This is a genomic window from Adlercreutzia sp. DFI.6.23 (assembly GCF_024462535.1).
Taxonomy (GTDB): domain Bacteria; phylum Actinomycetota; class Coriobacteriia; order Coriobacteriales; family Eggerthellaceae; genus Adlercreutzia; species Adlercreutzia rubneri.
Genome location: NZ_JANGBP010000006.1, coordinates 115,853 through 135,258, shown reverse-complemented (window position 1 = coordinate 135,258; position 19,406 = coordinate 115,853). Strand labels below are relative to the sequence as shown.

Below are 19,406 nucleotides of genomic sequence, written 5' to 3'. Positions count from 1 at the left end.
TCCCGCCAAGCTCAACCGTAGTTGAAGATGGGCGCGATTAATCCCCGAGGTTCTTGTTGTAGAGGGTCACTTCGCCGCCGACATTGGCGTAGAGGCTCACCTTGTTGTCATCGTTCAGCGCGGCCCACAGCTCATCGGGAGTCGGCAGCGTCACCGGGATGGGCTCGCCGGCGAAGGTAGGCAGCGGATTGCCGTCGCCCTGATAGGTGCTGATGAAGTAGCCTTGCCCCTCGTCGGCACCTTCGTAGGCGAAGAACTCGCGGATACAGCGGTCGCCATCGGCGTGCTTCAAGATGGACATCTCAAACGAGCCGTCGGGGTTCACAATGGCCGAGATGCGCGGCGTGAAGTTCGGCGCGTCGGGCTCGTACTCGCGCTGCATGCAGCCAGCGCGGAAATCGCCCGCCTCCACGATAGTGTCGGTTTGATCGCCGTTGGTGACCACGAGCGCGTCGCCCATCGTGCGCACGGGGTGGTAGATGATGAGGCTCGGATCTTCCAGAAGCGCGGGATCGTGGGCCTCGGTGCGGATGCCGTCGGGTTCTGCGGCGAAGATGCGATTGCGGCTGTTCACCGAGCGGCCCATGATGAAGTAGTACACGGTGTCCTTGCCCACCACGATACCGCGGCCCGGGTAGGGATTGTTTTCCAGCAGTTCGACGAGGTCTTGCACGGGCGTTCCCTTTCTCTTCGGCTCTCCGACGTTGCCGCGACCGGTGCGCTTTCCGCATCGGCTCTCGACGCGTCGGCATCTTCCGCGCCCCACCCAACTAAAAAGGGCAAGCCCCTCCTGCGAGAAGGCTTGCCCAGACGGTCGGCAGGATATGCGCGCTGCTCCCCCGTGGTTCCCCACGCGTACCCGTCAGTCACAGCGCGTTCGCTTCGAAAAGCAGGTTATCACGGAAGGAGCCGTCTGCGAAAGAGCGCTCCTCGTTTTCCCACGGCTTTTCCGTCGGCGGCGCAAGCGCGGCCAGAGCGGCTATTCCCGCCCCAGGCTCTTCTCGTGGCGGGCCTGCGCCTCTTCGCTGTAGCGCTGCTTGTAGCGCACGTCCACCAGCTCGCCGACAATGGCGATGGCCAGCTCCGCCGGGGTCTTCGCGCCGAAGCTAAGACCGATGGGCCGCTTCACGCGATCCCAATCGGACTCGGAAATGCCCGCATTGATGACGAGGTCGTGCACCGTGGAGTTCTTGCCCGCGCACCCCATCATGCCCACATAGTGCACGCCGTTCTGCAGCGCCCAGACGCAGCTTTCCGGGTCGAACATATGCCCGCGAGTCAGCACGCACACATAGTCCTCAGGGCGCCCCGGCATGTTAGCCAGCTCGTCGAAGTTGCCCCCATGCAGCATGATGCGCTCGGCAGTCGGGAAACGTTCCTCGTTCAAAAACGCCGGGTCGTAATCGACGGCCACCACATGGAAGCCCACGTGGTCGGCCAGCTGCGCCACCTCCACGGCAGCATCGGACGCTCCAAGCAGCCAGACGCGCACCTTCCCGAATAAAGGCTCGCTGGCCCAAGTGAGACCGTCGAACTGATCGTTGTGCATCGAGGGGCCGCGGGTGACGTCCTTCGCCTGGAAGATATCGCGGGGCGACAGCTCGCGGGAGGCGACAATTTCCTTGGCATCGTTGCAGAAGAACACAAGCAGCTCTCTGTCGGCGGAACCCTGCTCGCCGTACTTCTTCGTGACCTCATTGTCCACATTGCCCTGGGCAGCAGCCCCGTCGTAGACGACCTTGAAGCCGAGCCACGCCAAATCGCCCTCGTCCATAGCGCGCAAGGCGCGCTCGAACGTGGGGATATCGGCCTCAGTTAGCGTGGCGGCGATAGCCTCCAGCGTCGCGGGGCCGATGTGCGCATCGCCCGCCGTCGCCTCTTCCGAGAACGCCGGGAAATCCTCGACGGCCAGCTCGGGCACACGACCGGCTCGCAAATCAGCGACAATGGTTTCGATGGTCTCTCGTTTCATGGGTTCCTCCGCAATATTTTTCTCAAAAATGGTCAAAAAGTCGAGAAATGAGTCTATATTTTGACCAACAAGACGCTATTCACGCCAAAATGATGCGCAACGGGACACATTTTCGATTGTTTCGAGCCCAAAACCAACGTCGCAAGACTCACTTCTCAGGTTTTTGACCAAAAAATCCAAAATTTGTGTCACCGAGCGCGCTTTTAACCGAGCGGTTGAATATGAATCTTGCGGTCGGCATCCAGGGTCATGCGGCCCTCGGCGATGGCGCGCAGCACCTCGGGGTAAATGACGTGCTCGGTCTCGTGGATGCGCGCCTCCAAAGCGTCGATATCGTCACCTTCCAGCACCGGCACCGCGCGCTGAGCCACGATGGGCCCCTTGTCGTAGTCCTCGTTGGCCAGATGCACCGTTACGCCCGTCACCTTCACACCGGCATCCCATGCATCTTGAATAGCATGGGCGCCCTTGAAGGAGGGCAATAGCGCCGGGTGCAGATTCAGCACGCGATCGGGGAAGGCGTCGAGCACTACCGGGGTGAGCTTGCGCATATAGCCGGCCATGACCAGGTACTCAGCCCCAGCCTTATCCATGATGGCGGCAATGCGCCCGTCGGCGGCCGTGGGATCCTCGTAGCAGGAGCGGTCGAACACCGTCACGGGAATGCCGGCCGCCCGAGCGCGTTCGATGCCGTAGGCATCGGGGCGCGAGGACAGCACATGCACGATCTCAACCGGCAGATCCTCGGCAATCTCGTCGATGATGGCCTGCAAGTTCGTTCCGCTACCGGAGAGCAGCACGCCGATCTTCAGCTTCTCCATCTCATTTCCCTTCTCTCGGTCGCAGGGACTACGCGAACAAGCCGCCCTCGTTGGCGTACTGGACCTCGCCCCCGCCAGCGACGATGCGGCCGACGCGGAAGGCCTGCTCGCCGGCATCGGCCAGGGCGGCCTCCACGGCCTCAGCCTCGTCCGGATTCACGATGAGAATCATGCCGAGGCCCATGTTGAAGGTCTTGAGGGCCTCCTCCTCCGAGAGATTCGCCTGCTCGCAGGCAAAGCGCACCACCGGTGGAATGGGCCAGGTGCCCAAATCGACCTCGGCGTTCACGCCTGCGGGCAAGGCGCGGTTCAGGTTCTCGGTGATGCCGCCGCCAGTGATATGAGCCAGAGCGCGGGTGCCGCCGGGCACCTGCTCCATGACCGCGCGCACCGGCTTCACGTAAATGCGCGTCGGCGTGAGCAGGGCTTCCAGAATGCTCTGGCCACCCAAGTCCTCGCGAGCCTCGCGCAGCTCCTCCTCGGTACGGCCCTCGATACACACCTTGCGGGCCAGCGAGTAGCCGTTGGAATGCAGGCCAGACGAGGCGAGGCCGATGAGCACGTCGCCTTCGCGCACGCTTTCGGGATCGAGCATGCGCGGGCGATCGACCAGGCCCACGCAGAAACCGGACAGATCGTAGTCGTCCGGGTCCATCACGCCGGGATGCTCGGCCATCTCGCCGCCGATGAGCGCGCAGCCAGACTGGCGGCAGCCTTCGCCGATGCCGCCGACGATCTTGGCCATGGCCTCGGCATCCAGCTTGCCCACGGCCACGTAGTCGAGGAAGAACAAAGGCTCCGCGCCGGTGGCAAGAATGTCGTTCACGCACATGGCCACCAGATCGATGCCCACCGTATCGTGCACGCCAAGACGCTGAGCGACCTTGAGCTTCGTGCCCACGCCATCGGTGCCCGACACCAAAAGCGGATCGACCATGTCCTTGGCCACCGCGATGGAGAACAGGCCGCCGAAGCCGCCGATGTCGCCCACCACTTCGGGGCGATAGGTGGAATGCACCGTGTCCTTGATGGCGTCCACGGCACGGGCGCCCTCCACGATATCGACGCCGGCCTCGGCATAGGTCACGCTGTTCTGGTTTTCCATGGGGTTCCTTTCAGTGTCTATGAAACCTCGCCGGCGTACACCGCCTCGAAGTCCTTGCGGGTAAGAAAGCTCTTCTTTGCCACATCGTCGGGAATGGGCACCGGGTAGTCGCCGGTGAAGCAAGCCGTGCAGAAGCCGTCGTGGCCCGCATCGGCGAGCGAGGCGCGCAGGCCGTCCAGGCTGATGAACGCGAGCGAATCGGAGCCGATCCAATCGTTCATCTCCTCCAACGTCATGTTCGCGGCGATGAGCTGCTCGCGGGTATCGGTGTCGATGCCGTAGAAGCAGGGCCAGAGCACCTCGGGGCTCACGATGCGCAGGTGCACCTCGGCCGCACCGGCATCGCGCAGCATCTGCACGAGCTTCTTGGAGGTGTTGCCACGCACGATGGAATCATCGATGACCACGAGGCGCTTGCCGGAAATCACGCTCGGCAGCGGGTTCAGCTTTAGGCGAATGCCCAGCTGGCGCATGGCTTGGGTGGGCTGGATGAACGTGCGGCCCACGTAGCGGTTCTTCACAATGCCGTCGGTGAACGGAACGCCCGAGGCCTCCGAATAGCCCAGGGCCGCGGGCACGCCAGAGTCGGGCACGCCAAGCACGAGGTCGGCCTCCACGGGCGCCTCCTCGGCCAGAATGCGGCCCATGGCGCGACGCGCCTGGTAGACCGACTGCCCGTCGAGCACGGAATCGGGCCGGGCGAAGTATACGTATTCGAAGATGCAAGAGGCCCGCGGGCGCGGCGGCACGGCCTGCTCGCTCACCATGCCCTCGGCGGTGAAGCGCACCATCTCGCCAGGCTCCACATCGCGCACGTACTCGGCGCCGACGATGTCGAGTCCGCAGGTTTCCGAGGACACGACCCACCCGCGGCCCTCGGGCAGCTGCCCGATGCACAGGGGTCGGATGCCGTGGGGATCGCGGAAGGCGTAGAGCGCCTCGGGGCTCGCGAGCACCATGGCATAGGCGCCCTCCAGGTTCTCCATGGCGTAGCGGATGCCCTCGCGCAGATGATGGGTCTGGCGCGTGAGGTGGCCGATGGCCTTGGCCGCCACCTCGGAATCGGTGCCGGCGCGCAGGTGCTCCCCCTCGTCGATAAGCTGCGCCCGCAGGTGGTTCGTGTTCACCAGCGTGCCGTTGTGGGCGAGCGCGATGAGCGTGTCGTCGATAGCGGAGATGTGCGGCTGCGCCGCCTCCCAGGAGGCCTTCCCGCCGCTGGTGGAGTAGCGCACGTGCCCGATGGCCACCACGCCCTCGCCAAGGCCCGCCAGCGTTGCCTCGTCGAAGACCTGGGTCACAAGCCCCAAGTCCTTCGCCTCGATGACCGTGGAACCGTCGCCCACGGCGATGCCCGCGCTCTCCTGGCCGCGATGCTGCAGGGCCTGCAGCCCGTAGCAGGTCAGGCGCGCCACGTCCTCCCCCGGCGCGTAGACGCCGAAGACGCCGCACTCCTCTTCCAATCGATCCGGCTGCTCGCCGGGAAATATGCTATCGGCCACTAGCCCTCCACTCGCTCTTGCGCGTCGGCGGCAATCTCGCCGGCCGCATCGTCTTCCACCGCCGTGTCGCCTTGGTAGGTGTCGGTGCCAACATAGCTGATGGGCACGAATTCAGCAACATCGGCGAAGGTGATATAGCGCCAGGTGTTGTCGGCTCCATCGCACGTACAGAACCCAAAGAGCTTCGTCGCATCGGCGAGGGTGTCGGTGGTATCGGGGTCGGGCGTGACCACGGACTCCTCCACGAGCCAGTCCTTGAAGGCCGTGAATTCCTCGTCGGTCGGGTAGTTCGGCGTGGCGATGGAGGAATGGGTCATGGGCACGTGCTCCACGGCGAAGGTCTGCAAGCGGTAGTTGCCCTCGGGGGTGAGCAGGTAAATGGTGCGGTGCTCATTGAAAATGGCCGAATCGCGGAACTCGGCGAACAGGGCGAACATGGACCCATTGCGCATATGATGGCCGTAAAGGATGTTCACCTCGTCGGAGAAGTCGCCGGCGTTCTCGCCCGACAGCATGATGGAGCCGAACTCGGCGCCGAAAGAGCCCTCGCCCAGGCTGAAGTTGTGGTGCAGGTAGTACTCCGAGTCGCCGTCTTTGTGAGCCACCGGGTAGTTGATGACGGTGCCGGGCATATACACCCAGGCGACGATGTCCGGATTGATCTCGCGCAGGGCGTCCCAATCGACCACCAGATCAGCCAAGTTCGCGACATGGCCGTCCTCGGGCACTTCAACGACACGGCTGGCAATCTCCTCGTACTCGTTTTGGCCCTGCCAATAGGTGTAGAACAGATAGCCCAGCGTGCCCACCGAGCCGATGAACACGATGAGCGCCAGCCAGAACACGATGCGCCAGAAGCGCCCGCGCTTCTTCTTTTTCTTCCTCGTATCGGTATTCTCTGCGGTAGCCATGAGGCGTCCCCCTTCGATATCGATCTCTCTGCGTAGTGCCGGACCGCAGGGACGGCCCTCGGCCGCGCCGCCCACGACGTCCTCGCCGGTCCCGTGCCGGCGCTCTCGCCTTCCCCGGCCCTGCGCCGGCGGAAAACAAAAGGGCCCCCGCAGGGGCCCTGAGCTCACCCCGTCGAGCGGGCGAGCTGCTACTTCTTCATCTCGTCCATGAAGCCCTTGGCGATGAACACCACGATGACGAGCACGATGATGGCCACAACGACCCAGATGGCCTCCATGGGCACTTCGAAACCGAACAAAGACATAGCGGACTCCTTCTATGCAACGGGGCCATCCTCTGCGCACCCGCCAACTTGCTGATGTTGGGTTCATAGTACCCTGAACCCCGGGTTGGCGCAAGGAAAAACCCCGCGACGACGGCGAACTGTCCTCTTGGAGGGCATCACGAGGCGGGGCACTCGCCCAAGCGCTTCTCCAGGGCTTCCACGATGATGCGCAGGGCCTTGATGCGGGCGTAGCGCTTGTCATCGGACTCCAGCACCACCCAGGGAGCGAACGTGGTCGACGTCAAGCGGAACATATCGTCGATGGCGGCCTTGTACTGGGGGTACTTCTCGCGATTGCGCCAATCGTCCTCGGTGATCTTCCACTGCTTGGCCGGGTCGTCCTCGCGGTCCTGGAAGCGGCGCAGCTGCTCCTCGGGGCTCACATCGACCCAGAACTTCAGCAAGATGGCGCCCCAATCGACCAGATCGTGCTCGAACTCGTTGATTTCGTCGTAGGCCCGCGACCACTCGGCCGGCGTGGCGAAACTCTCCACGCGCTCCACCAGCACGCGCCCGTACCAGCTGCGATCGTACATGCCCACGTGCCCCGCCTTGGGCAGGCGCGTCCAGTAGCGCCAGAGGAACGGATGGGCGAGCTCGGGCTTGGTGGGCGCCGGCGACGGGAAGATGGTGTAGGCGCGAGCGTCGAGGGCCTGGGCGACACGCTTGATGTTGCCGCCCTTGCCGGCCGCGTCCCACCCCTCGTACATGAGAATGAGGGGGACCCGGCGCTGGAACATGATGTTCTCCAGGCGGAACAGGCGATCCTGCAGGCGCTTGCGCTCGGTTTTGTATTCCTCCAAGGTGAGCACCAGGCTGTGGTCGATCGTGTCCACCTGGGGGTAGTGCTTCACGATGTCGAAGCGGGACTTCTTGGGGGCCAAATCGTGGGCCGCGGCCGCCTGGGCCTCGGCGCGGGCCAAAGCCACGCCGGTTAACATGCCGCGTCCAGGCTGGGTCGCCGGCGCTGGCACCGCACCGGCTGCCTCGGCAGCGGCGGCCTCTTCCACGGCGCGCTCTTCCGCGAGAAGCGCATCGGCCTTCTCGCGGGCCGCCAGCGACGCCTTCAGCACGTCGTCGGCCTCCTTGCGGGCGAGTGCGCGCTCCAGGGCGTCCACCAGCGTGCTGGCGATGGTGAGGTTCGTGCGGCGCTTGTCCTCGCCGTTGAGCAGCACCCAGGGAGCGAAGTCGTAGTCGCTGCGCTCGAGCAGACGGTCGTACAGCTCGTAGGCGGTCTCGTAGCCGTGATGGCTCTCGAGCTTCTTCTCGGTCACGCGCCAACGGGTCACGGGATCGTCGTGCAGCCGCTGCAAGCGTTCGACTTGGGCTTTCTTGGTCATATGCACGAAGAACTTCACCACCACGTAGCCATCGGCCACAAGCTGCTGCTCGAAGTCGTGAACGGAATCCAAGTAGTGGCGCTCCTCCTTCTTGGGAAGCAGCAGTTTGGCCGGCGCGTTGTAGAGCATATGCTGAATGACCGCCGTATACCAACCGCGATCGTAGAACGTGATGGAGTTCCGCTCGCCTAAGGCCTTCCAGAAGGGCTGCATAATGGGGTAGAAGCCCGTCACGCCGCACTCGCGGCCGACGAACTCGCGCTCGGTGTCCGGATCGAGGTCGAGCCCCACGTAAACCCCGGTGGAGCGGGCGTCTAAGTGATACATGAGATCGGAGATACGACTGCCCTTGCCGGCGCCGTTCCAGCCCTCGAACAGTACCACGAGCCCCACGCCCTCGTTATGAGCCTGCTGCTGGAGCACCACGAGCTTGGCCAGAAGTTCGTCCCACTGCTCCTTGTAGACGGCCTTCTTCATGGGCTTCTTGTTGAACGTGACCTTCTCGAGCATGGCTTTCCTTTCCCCTATCTTTGGGCGTTCGTCTTCTGTGAGAACCGGGCGCTGCGACGCCGGCCTATTTGCCGAACAGGCGGCGAAAGAACCGCGCGATGGCATTGCCCTCAGGCGCCGGTTCCACCACGGCGGCCGGCACGATGGCGCGGCCGTCATCGGTGCGAGCGGCATCGATGACCTCGGTTGCGGGGGCCGGAGCGGGGGCCGGAGCAGGGGCCGGTGCCGCAGCAGCGCTCGGCGCGGTATCGGGCAGCGGGCGCCCCTCTTCCACGGCCGTTGCCGCCGCGGCATCCAACTCCGCGCGTTCGGCCACGGGGCCCTCGGCGGTCGGGGCTGTCGCAGCCGGATCAGCCGCCTCGGCCGGATCGGTCGCAACCGGATCAGAACCGGCAGCAGGGGCATCTTCCGAGGACGCCGTCGCCCCTTGGGCCTCACGGGCCTGCAGAGCGGCCACCTCCTGGGCCACGCCCTTGGTCACCGCCTCCAAAACCGACGCCGCCGTAGCCGTCGCAGCCGCGGCCATGGCATCGGCCGCATCGCGCACGGCCTTGGCCTCGGCCGCCTCCAACTCCGGCGAGCGATGGGCGATAAACTCCGACTCCTCTTCCGTCACCACCTCGTCGGCGCCGGCCGGGGCGCTCCCTGCGGTCGCCACCTCCCCGAGCGGAAACACCATGCGCGCACTGCCGCCGTTGTTGGCCTCCTGACGGGCGGCCAGCTCGGCCGACACGAGCTTCATGCGCTGAGCTTCGGCAATGAGGTACTTCTGGGAATCGAACAGCTCTACCTCCCCGTTCTCGTCGCGCTCAGCGAAGGCGCCGAGCGCCGTGTAGGAGCCGTCGGGCAGAAGCTCGCGCAGCTTGGCGGTGTCGGAGTAGCAGATGCCCAAATACCCCAGCACCTGGTTGCGCAGCGTGTCGTTCAGAATGGGCCAGGCGATCTCGATGCGCTTGTCCATGTTGCGGGTCATGAGGTCGGCGCTGGACAAATACAGCTTGCAATCGTCGCGCGGGCCGAAGCCGTAGATGCGGCTGTGCTCGAGCAGCTGGCCGACGATGGACACCTCGCGCACGCGGTCGGTGTAGCCTTCCACGCCCGGCAGGATGCAGGAGATGCCGCGCACGAACAGGTCGATGGGCACCCCCGCCTGGGAGGCCTCCACCAGCTTGTCGATGACCTCCTTATCGGTGATGGAGTTCGTCTTGAAGAACAGCCCACACTTCTCGCCGCGGCGCGCGCGCTCGATCTGCTCGTCGATGTTGCGCAAGATGTTCTGCTTGATCATGAGCGGCGCGACCCACAGGATGTCGTAGTTGTCCGAGGTGTTCTCCAGCGCCATGTTGCGGAAGAAGTCGGCAGCGTCGTGACCGATTTGGGAATCGCAGGTGATGAACGAGAAGTCGGTGTAGAGCTTCGCCGTCTTCTCGTTGTAGTTGCCCGTACCCAGCTGGGTGATGTGCTGCAGGCCGTTTTCCGTCTGACGCGTGATAGTGCAGATCTTCGAGTGCACCTTGAAGTTGCGGAAGCCGTAGATGACGTGGCAGCCGGCGGCCTCGAAGCGCTGGGACCACTCGATGTTGTTGGACTCGTCGAAGCGGGCGCGCAGCTCGAACAGCGCCGTGACCTCCTTGCCGTTCTCGGCGGCGTTGATGAGCGCCTCGGCCAGATGCGACTGGCTCGCCAGGCGGTACAGCGTGATTTTGATGGAAACGACGGCCGGGTCCACCGAGGCCTCGCGCAGAAGCTGCACGAAAGCGTCCATGGACTGGTAGGGGTACGACAACAGCACCTCGTGCTCGCTCACCTGCTCGATGATGGAGCGCTTGCGATCGAGGCAGGCGGGCCACTGAGGCGTGAACGGCGCCTGGGTGAGCGCGGCGCGCGCCTCGGCGGACAGACGACTGCCCAACCCCCAGGTGTAGCCCATGTTCAGCGGCACGCGGGTGACGAACAGCTGGTGCTCGGCCAGGCCCAACTTCTCCAGCAGAAGCCCCTTCACCGTGCGCGAGAGCGGCCGCTCGCTTTCCAGGCGCACCGGCGCCAGGCGGCTGCGCTTCTTCAGGATGCGCTTCATGTGCTCGCGGTAGTCCTCGCCCTGCTCTTCGGCGCCTTCCGTGGCATCCAAATCGGCGTTGCGGGTCACGCAGATGATGTTGGTGTGCTTGACGGTGTACATCGAGAAGACCTCGGCAGCGAACATCTCGATGGCGCGCTCCACCAGGATGAACTGCAGCCCGTCGCCGGGCAGTTCGATGACGCGGCTCGTCTGGCGCGGTAGCGGGATGATGCCCAGCGTCACGCCCTCGGCTCCCAGATTCTTCGTGGCCTTCGCCTCGGCCTTGTCGCGGGCGCGCTCCTCCTTCGACTTCTTCGCCTTGGGACGCGCCTCCTCATCGAGGCGCACGACGATGTACAGGCCGCCGTTTTCCAGGTGCGGGAAAGGGTGCCGCGCGTTGATGATCTGCGGCGAGAGGAAGGGCAGCACGTTGTCTTCCATGTAGCCGCGCAGATAATCGCGCTGCTCGGCCGTGAGGTCTTCCTTGTGCAAACCGCGAATGCCCTGTTCGGCGAGGAGGCTGCGGACCGTTTTATAGGTTTCCTCGTAGTAGGGGTACAGCTCGTGGCAGCGGGCGTAGATGGCGTCCAGCTGCTGGGCCGGCGTCATGCCGGACTTCGGGTCGATGATGGACTTCTTCAAAAGCGACAGGTCGGTGAGCGAGCCGACGCGCACCATGAAGAACTCCTGCAAGTTGCTCCAGAAGATGGAGATGAAGTTCAAACGCTCAAGCAGCGGCACCGTGGGATCGGCGCCCTGGTCGAGCACGCGCTTGTTGAAATCGAGCCACGAGAGCTCACGGTTCTGCATATAAGGCGGCTTCACAATCGTCGTCGTTGCCGCGGTATCCTTCGATGCCTGTGCGTTCATGGGCCTAGCCTTCTCCCTCTTGTATAGTCGCTGGCCGAAAAAATCAAGCCGCGCACCGGAACGCGCGCGACCTATGTATTTTACCATTCTTTGGACGATTAGCCGAAATTTGGCAACGGGATGTCAACGGCCCTGGAAAAAGCAGTCCGATGCGTCAGGCCGCTCCTAAGATCCTCGCCAAAACGCCCACCCTACAAGCTCGCCGCCCCGAGACAGTTCACCCCATTGGCCTCGCAGATGGCTCTCAGCTTCTTGTCAAACGTGAAGAGCGTAGCAGCATTGCGCCGAGCGAGGACGAGATAAAGCATATCGTAAACAGGGTGGTTGTTCCGCGCAGCCTCATGAAGCGCCTCCAGCAGAAGCGATTCGTCATCCGCATAACCGTCTATCAAATCAAGCGCATTCTGGAAGAGCTCGATGCCTTCCTCCTCGGAAAGACCCCCTATCCGTATGTACTTCCAAGCCACATTGCCCATTTCGGTTACGAAGCATCGCGGAGCGATGATCGCCTCCCCATTGCCCACAAGCATTCTGAGCGCCTGCCCCGCTTCTCCGCCTTGGGCCATCGCCACGGCGGCATTAGCATCCAGAACGATCATTGACACCCCCCTCGTCTTCGATGTCGGCAAAAGGATCAAGGGATGCCATAATGCGATCGGTGCGCTCTTCCCTTCCCTCTCTTACCAATGCAACGATCTCATCAGTCGTCAGCGTCTTGCACTTCCAGTTCAGTTCATCGAAATTGGCGAAAATCTGCTGACGCCTCTGCGCTCGGGACTCCTCGATTGCCCCTCTTTCCTGCCAGAAGCTTCCCTTTGCGACCCCCGCTGAAGCGAGCTGAATATCACCATTGCGCGGCGCGGGGCGTGACAGACGATCTGCATCGAACGGGAAGGACTCCTGCCGCAGCGCCGATGCCTCGGCCAGCATCTCCTCCACGGCGATGATCGTCTGCTGGGCAATAGAGCGATGGTTGCGCGCCGCGTATTCCTTCAGCTCATCGTAAAGCGTCGCCGGAAAATCCCTTACCTGAAGCGCAGGCATCTCTTGTCCTCTCTTCCGGAGCAATCATTGCATGCATTATACCTACTTTTACATGCATATACAAGCGGCCTAGTGCAATCCCCGTTCTGACTATCGTTCTACCGATAGTCAGAACGGGGTCACCGTGGCGATCGCCCTGGCCCGCGTCCTCGGCTGCTCCGTGGAGGATCTGATGCAGGGGGTGTAAAGATCAATCAGCTGCGCCGTCGACGAGCTTGAGGCCGATGACGCAACCGACGAGGCCGGCGATGAGCAGGATGCGGGCGAGGTTTGCGGGCTCCGACCCTGTGGCCATACCGTAGATGACCGTGAGGGCCGCGCCGATGCCCACCCACACGGCGTAGGCCGTCCCCGTCGGCAGCGTCTTCACAGCGAAGGAAAGCCCCAGCATGGAAAGCACCAGGGCCACGACGAACACAATGGTGGGGCCGACATGGGTGAAGCCCTCGGACTTGCCGAGGGCTATGGCCCACACCGATTCCATGCAGCCCGAGGCCACAAGCACAAGCCAACTCATTATTCGTCGATCACCATGGTCGGATTGTCGCGGGTGACGATCTGCTTGGCGAAGATGTCGGCACCCAGGTACTGCTGCACCATGGCGGCCAGCTGGTCGGTGGCAGCCGCCAGATCGTCGGCGCGGGCCGGATCCACGGACTCGATGATGAGGAAGGCCTTCTTCGAATCGTCGGTCAGGGCCGTGCGCTCGCCGTCGCGCCAGTTCCAGCAGCGGCAGATGGCACCGGCATCGTCGCGATAGCACAGCTCGCCTTCCAACGTGGGCGCGTCCTCCTCCTCGCCGAGCGGACGGAACGCATCGCCGCCCTCGGTAATGCCGAGGCGAATGTCACCGGCCATGGCATCGATGTCCTCACCGCCCACGGGCAGCGCGTGCGTAAGCGACACCGTGTTGTAGATGTCCACCGACGGCGTGATGGAGCCCACGGGATTGCCCTTCAGCACGCGCTTCAGCAGGTTCTCGATGGAACAGCGCACTCCCTTCTTCGTCTTGAACTTCTGGTAGGCGTCGCGCCATACGGCCACCACCTCGTTCTGCGAGATGGTGTTGCTCTCCAGGTGCTGATCGGCCTTTCCGTTGGCCTCGGCCAGAGCGCGCGCGATGGCGGCGGCGTCTTCGGGCGCCACCTCTTCAGTCGGCTTCATGTTGTGAGCCACGACGATGCCGATCTGAGCCTCGGGGAACAGCTCCCAAAACGACTCTTCCGTCACGAACTGCTTCATAGGTCTTCCTTTCTCGACGGCCGTCGCGCCCGCAAAGCCCTCAGCTTCGCGTGCCAGCACAAACGCGACGACCTTCTCCAACGAAAAAGCGCCCGCGGGGCGAACATCTTCAAAGGCCTAACGATGTCCGCGCTGCGAGCGCTTCGTGCCTACCCGGCGGCAGGCTATGTGCTTTAAGCTGGCTCCATGATAGCACGATGGCAGCGGCTATATCCAGTTTGGCATTTTCAGAGACCGAACTCCACGAGCAGCGCTTCGCGGTAGGCAGCGTCCTCGGAGACGCGCTTTGCGTCGTCGAGGCGGCCCGCGTCAATAAGACGACCGACGAGAGCTCCTAAGCGATCCATGCCCTGCTCGATACCCTGCTCGATACCCTGCTCGATACCCTGCTCGATGCCCTGCTCGATGCCCTGCTCCAGAGCCTCTTCCCTGGCCCGGCGACAGCGCATCTCGGTCTCCTGCTCATAGGTCAGCACGCGATTCACCCACTCTCGATCTTCGTTGAACGCATCGACCAGAGCGTCGATCTCTTCCGACAACGGCCCCAAGGCCTCTCCAGTCTGGAGGTATCGTAGCACATCCCGCAAGCCGGGATCAGCAGCTGTCTCCCACGCTGTGGCATTGAGCACCACCCAGGGAGAGCCGTCCCCTACATCAAGATCTCGATAATCAATGCACTGCCGCTCAATCACGTACAATGGGGAGCCTTTGCCATAGGCGTCGAAGGTGCAGACGAACATCACGTAGCTCTCAGGCAGATCACCGAAGTCCGCCCCCGCGCCCAGCTCGCCCACGTCCATGGCGGCCTGGTAGTAGCGCATGCGACGCCCTAGGTCGCGTTCCTTTGCGACTTGCATCTCGATGTCATAGACCCGCCCGTCCCCTCTGGCGAACACATCCAGGCGCACGCCCCGCCCTGACGTCAGCGGCTCGAAGCACTGCTCGGCGTTCAAGTAGGATATCTCGCCCGCCTCTATCCCAAGCGCGGCGCGCAGAATCTTGCGGCAAACATCCTTCTCGCATAGTACTCGATTAAACATCCAGCGGTCCTGGAACCCCAGTTTTCTCTTTGTCATCATGAACCCCCTTCGATCAGCGACAAGTCGATGGAGGGACATTCTGCCAGAGCACGACCGTAGCAATGACGCGGGAAAGTCCCGTTCTATTCCTCGCGCCAACCGCAACGGAGTCGCACTAGAGTCGCATCTTCTACCCGATGCCGCCGTAGAAGATGCCGAGCACGATGACCAGCGCGGTGATGCCCACGAACACGTAGCGGGTGAACACGTTGAACCACGCTCCCAAAGGCTTCTTGCGCCCCAGCTCCGCCTGGCTCTTCGCGAAGCCCGCCGGGCACACCCAGAAGAACATGATGGCCGCCAGGAACGCGCCCACAGGGATGACGTAGATGGAGATGACGTCCATCCAGTCGCTCACCGAGCTGCCGCCTTCGATAAACAGGCCCACGGCCACGGCAGCCACGGCGATAATGCCCACCGACGCCAACCGCGACAGTCCCAGCTGTTTCTGAAGCGCCTCCACCGGTGCCTCGAACAAATTCATGAGGCTCGTGATGGCGGCGAACACCACGGCCACGAACAGGATGACCGCGAAAACGCCGCCGAAAGGCATCTCCTGAAACACCTGGGCCAGCGTGATGAACAGAAGCGGCGGCCCAGAGGACACGTCCAACCCGAAGGCGAACACCGCCGGCACCACCACGCACGCGGACACGAGCCCCGCGATGGTGTCGAAGATGGCGACGTTCTTCGCCGCGTCCACCACGTCCACGTCTCGCTTCAGGTAGCTGCCGTACACCAGCGTGCCGCAGCCGGCCAACGACAGGCTGAAGAATGCCTGGCCGAGCGCGTACACCCAGGTAGTGGGATTCAGCAGCGCCTCCCAGCGGGGCACGAGCAGGTACAGATAGCCCGCTTCCGCCCCCGGCAGCGTGGCCACGCGGATGGCGATGATGACGAACAGCACGAAGAAGGTGGGCATGAGCACCTTGTTCGCCTTCTCGATGCCCCGGGACACGCCGAGGATCATGATGCCGAAGGTGATGGCCAGCCCCAGCAAGTGGAAACCCACGTTACCGAAGTCCGACGCCATGGCTCCGAAGAAGGCGCCCGTATCGGTTTGGGCCATAAGCTCGCCGGTCATCGCCGAGAACAGGTAATGGCAAGCCCAGCCCAGCACCACGGCATACCCGATGGCCAAGGCGAGCGACCCCAGCGTGGGAATTAGCCCGATGATCTTGCCGATGCGCTCGCCATGCCGCACGCCGCGCATCTCCATGGCGCGCCCGAAAGCGCCCATGGGGCCGGTGCCCATGGCGCGGCCGAAGGCCATCTCCCCGATCACGCCAGTGAAGCCGAGCAGGGCCACGAAGATGAGGTACGGAATGAGGAAGGCCGCGCCGCCCAGCTGGGCCACACGGTAGGGGAACAACCAGATATTGGCCATGCCCACCGCACTGCCCACGCAGGCGAGGATGAACCCGGTGTGGGTGGCCCAGGTGTCGCGACGCCCGCGACCCGAACCGCCCGATGGGTTCGGCGCACCGACGGCCGTCTCCTCTCCGACCTCGATGGCCCGCGCCTCCTCCGCAATGATGTTGTCGTCTCTTGTCGCCACAGCATCCTCCTTGAATTTCTGTGACTTCCATCATAGCGAAAGGCACGAAACGAACAAGCAAGTTCTGGCCAGAGGGAGAATCCTGCACACTTTTCCGGCGCGTTCAACAAGGGGCAGCAACGCCAGCGGGATGCTAGGAATGCAGGAAACCGCTCGCTTCCATTTCGTCGAGCCAGGCGGCCACCTCATCGCGGGACTGAGCGGGAGTCCCGTTGAAATAATGACGCAACGCATCGGCGATGCCCTCAGCGGAAAGGCCCGTGAGGGCCAAAGCGAGAATGGAGCCGCCCATCTTATTCATGGCAAAGCACTTGCCGTCGGCATCGTACAGCGAGACGCCCTGGCCGCTTCTCGCCAGATAGGCCCCAGGAGCAAGGGATCGCGTTTTCATGTCGCCCGTCCTTTCGGCAGCAGATAAAGCAGGACCGAGGACAGAAAGCTCTTGCGCCGATCACTACCAAGAAATAACGACAGTGTAACGGTGACTCCTTGTAAATAACCCCAGGTTAACAGCGATGCTGCGTTCTGTTGCCAAAGCGAAATCAATGAGCTATTCGCTTATAGAAGAACATAATCGAGCGAGCCTTATGATTCCGACGAGCAAAATCATTTTCGAAATCTCCCAAGTAAATGCCAGTTCGACCCCGCTTTGGCAAGAAGGGGAGACGATTGAGGGGCGAAAATGCCAGTTCGACCTCGCTTTGGTAAGAAACGGGACTGACACTCTTACCATTACGGGGTCGAACTGGCATTTATTGCATTGTTCTCGAAAACAGGGCCTGTCGGTCGCCTTCGCCTTACGCGCAGGCTTCCACCACGGCGGCGATGGCCTCGGCGTGCGCTTGTGCGGCGGCCGGATCAACTGCCTCCACCATCACGCGCACCACCGGCTCGGTGCCACTCGGGCGCAGAAGCACGCGACCGTCCTCGCCGAGCGCCTCCTCAGCAGAGGCCACAGCAGCGGCCACCTCGGCGCTGTCCTCCACGGCATGCTTGTCGTTCACGCGCACGTTAATCAGAGTCTGCGGCATCTTCTCCATGACCTGGATGGCCTCGCCCACTGGCTTGCCGGAACGGATGACCGCCGCCAAGAACTGGCAGGCCGTCATGAGGCCGTCGCCCGTGGAGTTGTGATCGAGCAGAATCATGTGGCCAGACTGCTCGCCGCCAATGGAGTAGCCGTGCTCGCGCATAGCCTCCAGAACGTATCGGTCGCCTACCTTGGTCTGCACCACGTTGATGCCCATCTCTTTCATGGCGCGCACGAAACCGAAGTTGCACATCACCGTGGACACAACCGTATCACCGGCCAGCACGCCGCGCTCGCGCATATCGAGCGCGCAGACCGCTTCCACCATATCGCCGTCGATCTCGGTGCCATCGGGCGCCATGAGCATGACGCGGTCGGCATCGCCATCATGTGCAATACCCACGTCGGCACCCGTCTCGGCCATAAGCGCGCGCAGGGGCTCGAGATGAGTGGAGCCGCACTGCACGTTGATGTCCATGCCATCGAAATCATCGTTGATGACGATCACCTCGGCGCCCAAGCGTCGCAGAGCCTCCGGGGACGTGAGTGAGGAAGCACCGTGGCCCGTATCCAAAGCGATGCGCAGGCCCTTGAAGGAAATGCCCTGATCCTCGATGGAACGAGCCGCGTGGTCGATGTAAATGTCGCAAGCGTTTTCCAGCGGAATGACCACGCCCACCTCGGCACCAGCAGGCATCTTGATCTCGGAGGCCAGATAGCTCGTCGCATCGGCGGGAGCATCGGGCGCAGCAGCTTGAGCGGCGCTCCAGGCGGCCTCCTCGGCGGCAGCGACCTCGCCTTCCAAGCCACCGTTGACGATGAAGGCCTCAATCTCGTCTTCCACGGCGTCGGGCAGCTTGAAGCCCTGAGCATCGAAGAACTTGATGCCGTTGTACTCCGGCGGATTGTGAGAGGCGGAGATGACCGCGCCGCCCGGCGCGCGCATCTCGCGCACGAGCAGGGCCACGCCCGGCGTGGGGATGATACCGGCCTCGAGCACGGTACCGCCCGCGCTAATGATGCCCGCGGAAAGGGCCGCGCCCAGCATGTCGCCGGAGCGGCGCGTGTCGCGACCCACAACGATGGTCTTGCCAAGGTAGATGGCGGCGGCCTGGCCGAGACGATAGGCCATCTCGCAGGTCAGCTCCACATTTGCAATGCCGCGCACGCCATCAGTTCCAAACAGTCGGGCCATGAAATCCTTCTTTCCTTCAACTCGGGGGCTCCCCCGAAGTTCTTCATATCGTTTCGCTCGTTCAGGCTGCCGCGAGATTTCCGTCTCTTCCTCACTTAAGGCCTGCAGCTGAACGCTACTTTCCGCGTCGTACGAACTCGTCGTGCAAGCGAACGGCGCCGCGCGGCCGCTCTCCTTCGGTCATGCGATTGTTCAGCTCGGCAGCGAACTCGTCAAGCGTGATGCCGTAGCGCTCCAAAACGACGAGAAGATGATACACCACATCAGCGGCCTCGTAGCGCAAATGATCGACCGCCTCGCCGTACTCCGGGGGCAGCTGGACGGAAAGAGGGGCGCCGGCACCCTCATCGGCAGCTTCGGCGTCGGAGACCGCATCGCCAGCCCCGGCACTAGCAGCTTCCAGCGCCACGGCGGCCGCGAGCGAGGAGGTCGCCCAACCTTCCACATCCTTGGCGGCCAGAGCCACTTCCCCGGATTCTTCCATGACTTTCTTCAGCACATCGTCGACGTTGCCCGTCAGAAGCCGGTAGGTGTAGCTCGCCTCGTCGGCGTCGCGACGCGCGGCGATAGTGGCGGCGAGCGCCTCCAGCGTCGCGCCAATCTGCGAGGCCGGGACCGCCTCGCCTTCGGGGATGAACGTCTTGTTGACCATTGAATGCAGCACTTTCTCTCGGCAGCCACCATGATATTTCCCTCCATGATACCCAACCACAAAAAGCAGGGGCGGCCCGAAAGCCGCCCCTGATAAAAATCACAGGTTTTGAAAATACCCTATGCGCGCTCCTCGCAGGGGGCGAACTTGGTCGCCCCTAGGTCTCGGGCATGATGCCGTCTTTGGAGGGCAG

Annotated in this window: 17 protein-coding genes and 1 riboswitch; all 17 genes read right to left on the bottom strand. The window is 63.1% G+C overall.

Annotated features, from left to right (window positions below; all coding sequences use genetic code 11):
• Positions 1-37: 37 nt before the first annotated feature.
• The 17 genes from NE591_RS07685 to NE591_RS07605 all read right to left on the bottom strand — a co-directional run bounded on the left by NE591_RS07685 (position 38) and on the right by NE591_RS07605 (position 19,213).
• Positions 38-673 (bottom strand): IMP cyclohydrolase, encoded by a 636-nt coding sequence (locus NE591_RS07685; protein WP_173111665.1) that lies wholly within the window; start codon positions 671-673, stop codon positions 38-40.
• 124 nt (positions 674-797) lie between these two features.
• A riboswitch (ZMP/ZTP riboswitch) is annotated at positions 798-880 on the bottom strand.
• 99 nt (positions 881-979) lie between these two features.
• Positions 980-1,972, bottom strand: coding sequence for an XdhC family protein (locus NE591_RS07680; RefSeq protein WP_117284195.1), 993 nt, complete (start codon positions 1,970-1,972; stop codon positions 980-982).
• Positions 1,973-2,175: 203 nt separating this feature from the next.
• Entirely contained in the window at positions 2,176-2,793 is a 618-nt protein-coding gene (gene purN, locus NE591_RS07675; RefSeq protein ID WP_114538792.1) for a phosphoribosylglycinamide formyltransferase, read from the bottom strand.
• 28 nt (positions 2,794-2,821) lie between these two features.
• Complete coding sequence (gene purM / locus NE591_RS07670; RefSeq protein WP_173111663.1) at positions 2,822-3,898, bottom strand: phosphoribosylformylglycinamidine cyclo-ligase; 1,077 nt, start codon at positions 3,896-3,898, stop codon at positions 2,822-2,824.
• A gap of 17 nt (positions 3,899-3,915) precedes the next feature.
• Complete coding sequence (gene purF, locus NE591_RS07665) at positions 3,916-5,397, bottom strand: amidophosphoribosyltransferase (RefSeq protein ID WP_173111660.1); 1,482 nt, start codon at positions 5,395-5,397, stop codon at positions 3,916-3,918.
• Positions 5,397-6,308, bottom strand: coding sequence for a class B sortase (locus NE591_RS07660; protein WP_256156548.1), 912 nt, complete (start codon positions 6,306-6,308; stop codon positions 5,397-5,399). Before NE591_RS07660 ends, purF begins: the two co-directional genes overlap by 1 nt.
• Positions 6,309-6,750: 442 nt before the next feature.
• Positions 6,751-8,484, bottom strand: a complete 1,734-nt coding sequence (locus NE591_RS07655) for a polyphosphate--AMP phosphotransferase (protein ID WP_117284199.1) — start codon at positions 8,482-8,484, stop codon at positions 6,751-6,753.
• A 64-nt stretch (positions 8,485-8,548) separates the two neighbouring features.
• Positions 8,549-11,413, bottom strand: coding sequence for a polyphosphate kinase 1 (gene ppk1 / locus NE591_RS07650; RefSeq protein ID WP_256156547.1), 2,865 nt, complete (start codon positions 11,411-11,413; stop codon positions 8,549-8,551).
• A 191-nt stretch (positions 11,414-11,604) separates the two neighbouring features.
• On the bottom strand, positions 11,605-12,012 hold the full coding sequence (locus NE591_RS07645) for a type II toxin-antitoxin system VapC family toxin (RefSeq protein ID WP_117284201.1): 408 nt from the start codon (positions 12,010-12,012) through the stop codon (positions 11,605-11,607).
• Positions 11,993-12,457, bottom strand: coding sequence for an argininosuccinate lyase (locus NE591_RS07640; RefSeq protein ID WP_117284202.1), 465 nt, complete (start codon positions 12,455-12,457; stop codon positions 11,993-11,995). Before NE591_RS07640 ends, NE591_RS07645 begins: the two co-directional genes overlap by 20 nt.
• A 190-nt stretch (positions 12,458-12,647) precedes the next feature.
• Complete coding sequence (locus tag NE591_RS07635; RefSeq protein WP_117284203.1) at positions 12,648-12,974, bottom strand: multidrug efflux SMR transporter; 327 nt, start codon at positions 12,972-12,974, stop codon at positions 12,648-12,650.
• Complete coding sequence (locus NE591_RS07630; protein WP_117284204.1) at positions 12,974-13,699, bottom strand: B3/4 domain-containing protein; 726 nt, start codon at positions 13,697-13,699, stop codon at positions 12,974-12,976. Before NE591_RS07630 ends, NE591_RS07635 begins: the two co-directional genes overlap by 1 nt.
• 227 nt (positions 13,700-13,926) lie before the next feature.
• A complete protein-coding gene (locus NE591_RS07625) occupies positions 13,927-14,778 on the bottom strand; it encodes an Rpn family recombination-promoting nuclease/putative transposase (RefSeq protein WP_173111654.1) in 852 nt (283 codons plus the stop codon).
• A gap of 130 nt (positions 14,779-14,908) precedes the next feature.
• Positions 14,909-16,336: a sodium-dependent transporter gene (locus NE591_RS07620; protein WP_231699564.1), complete on the bottom strand. Its 1,428-nt coding sequence runs from the start codon at positions 16,334-16,336 to the stop codon at positions 14,909-14,911.
• Positions 16,337-16,469: 133 nt separating this feature from the next.
• Positions 16,470-16,727, bottom strand: coding sequence for a PqqD family protein (locus NE591_RS07615; protein WP_256156546.1), 258 nt, complete (start codon positions 16,725-16,727; stop codon positions 16,470-16,472).
• A 406-nt stretch (positions 16,728-17,133) separates the two neighbouring features.
• On the bottom strand, positions 17,134-18,561 hold the full coding sequence (locus tag NE591_RS07610) for a phosphoglucosamine mutase (protein ID WP_256156545.1): 1,428 nt from the start codon (positions 18,559-18,561) through the stop codon (positions 17,134-17,136).
• 115 nt (positions 18,562-18,676) lie between these two features.
• Entirely contained in the window at positions 18,677-19,213 is a 537-nt protein-coding gene (locus NE591_RS07605) for a phosphoribosyl-ATP pyrophosphatase (protein WP_256156544.1), read from the bottom strand.
• Between the last annotated feature and the right edge of the window lie 193 nt (positions 19,214-19,406).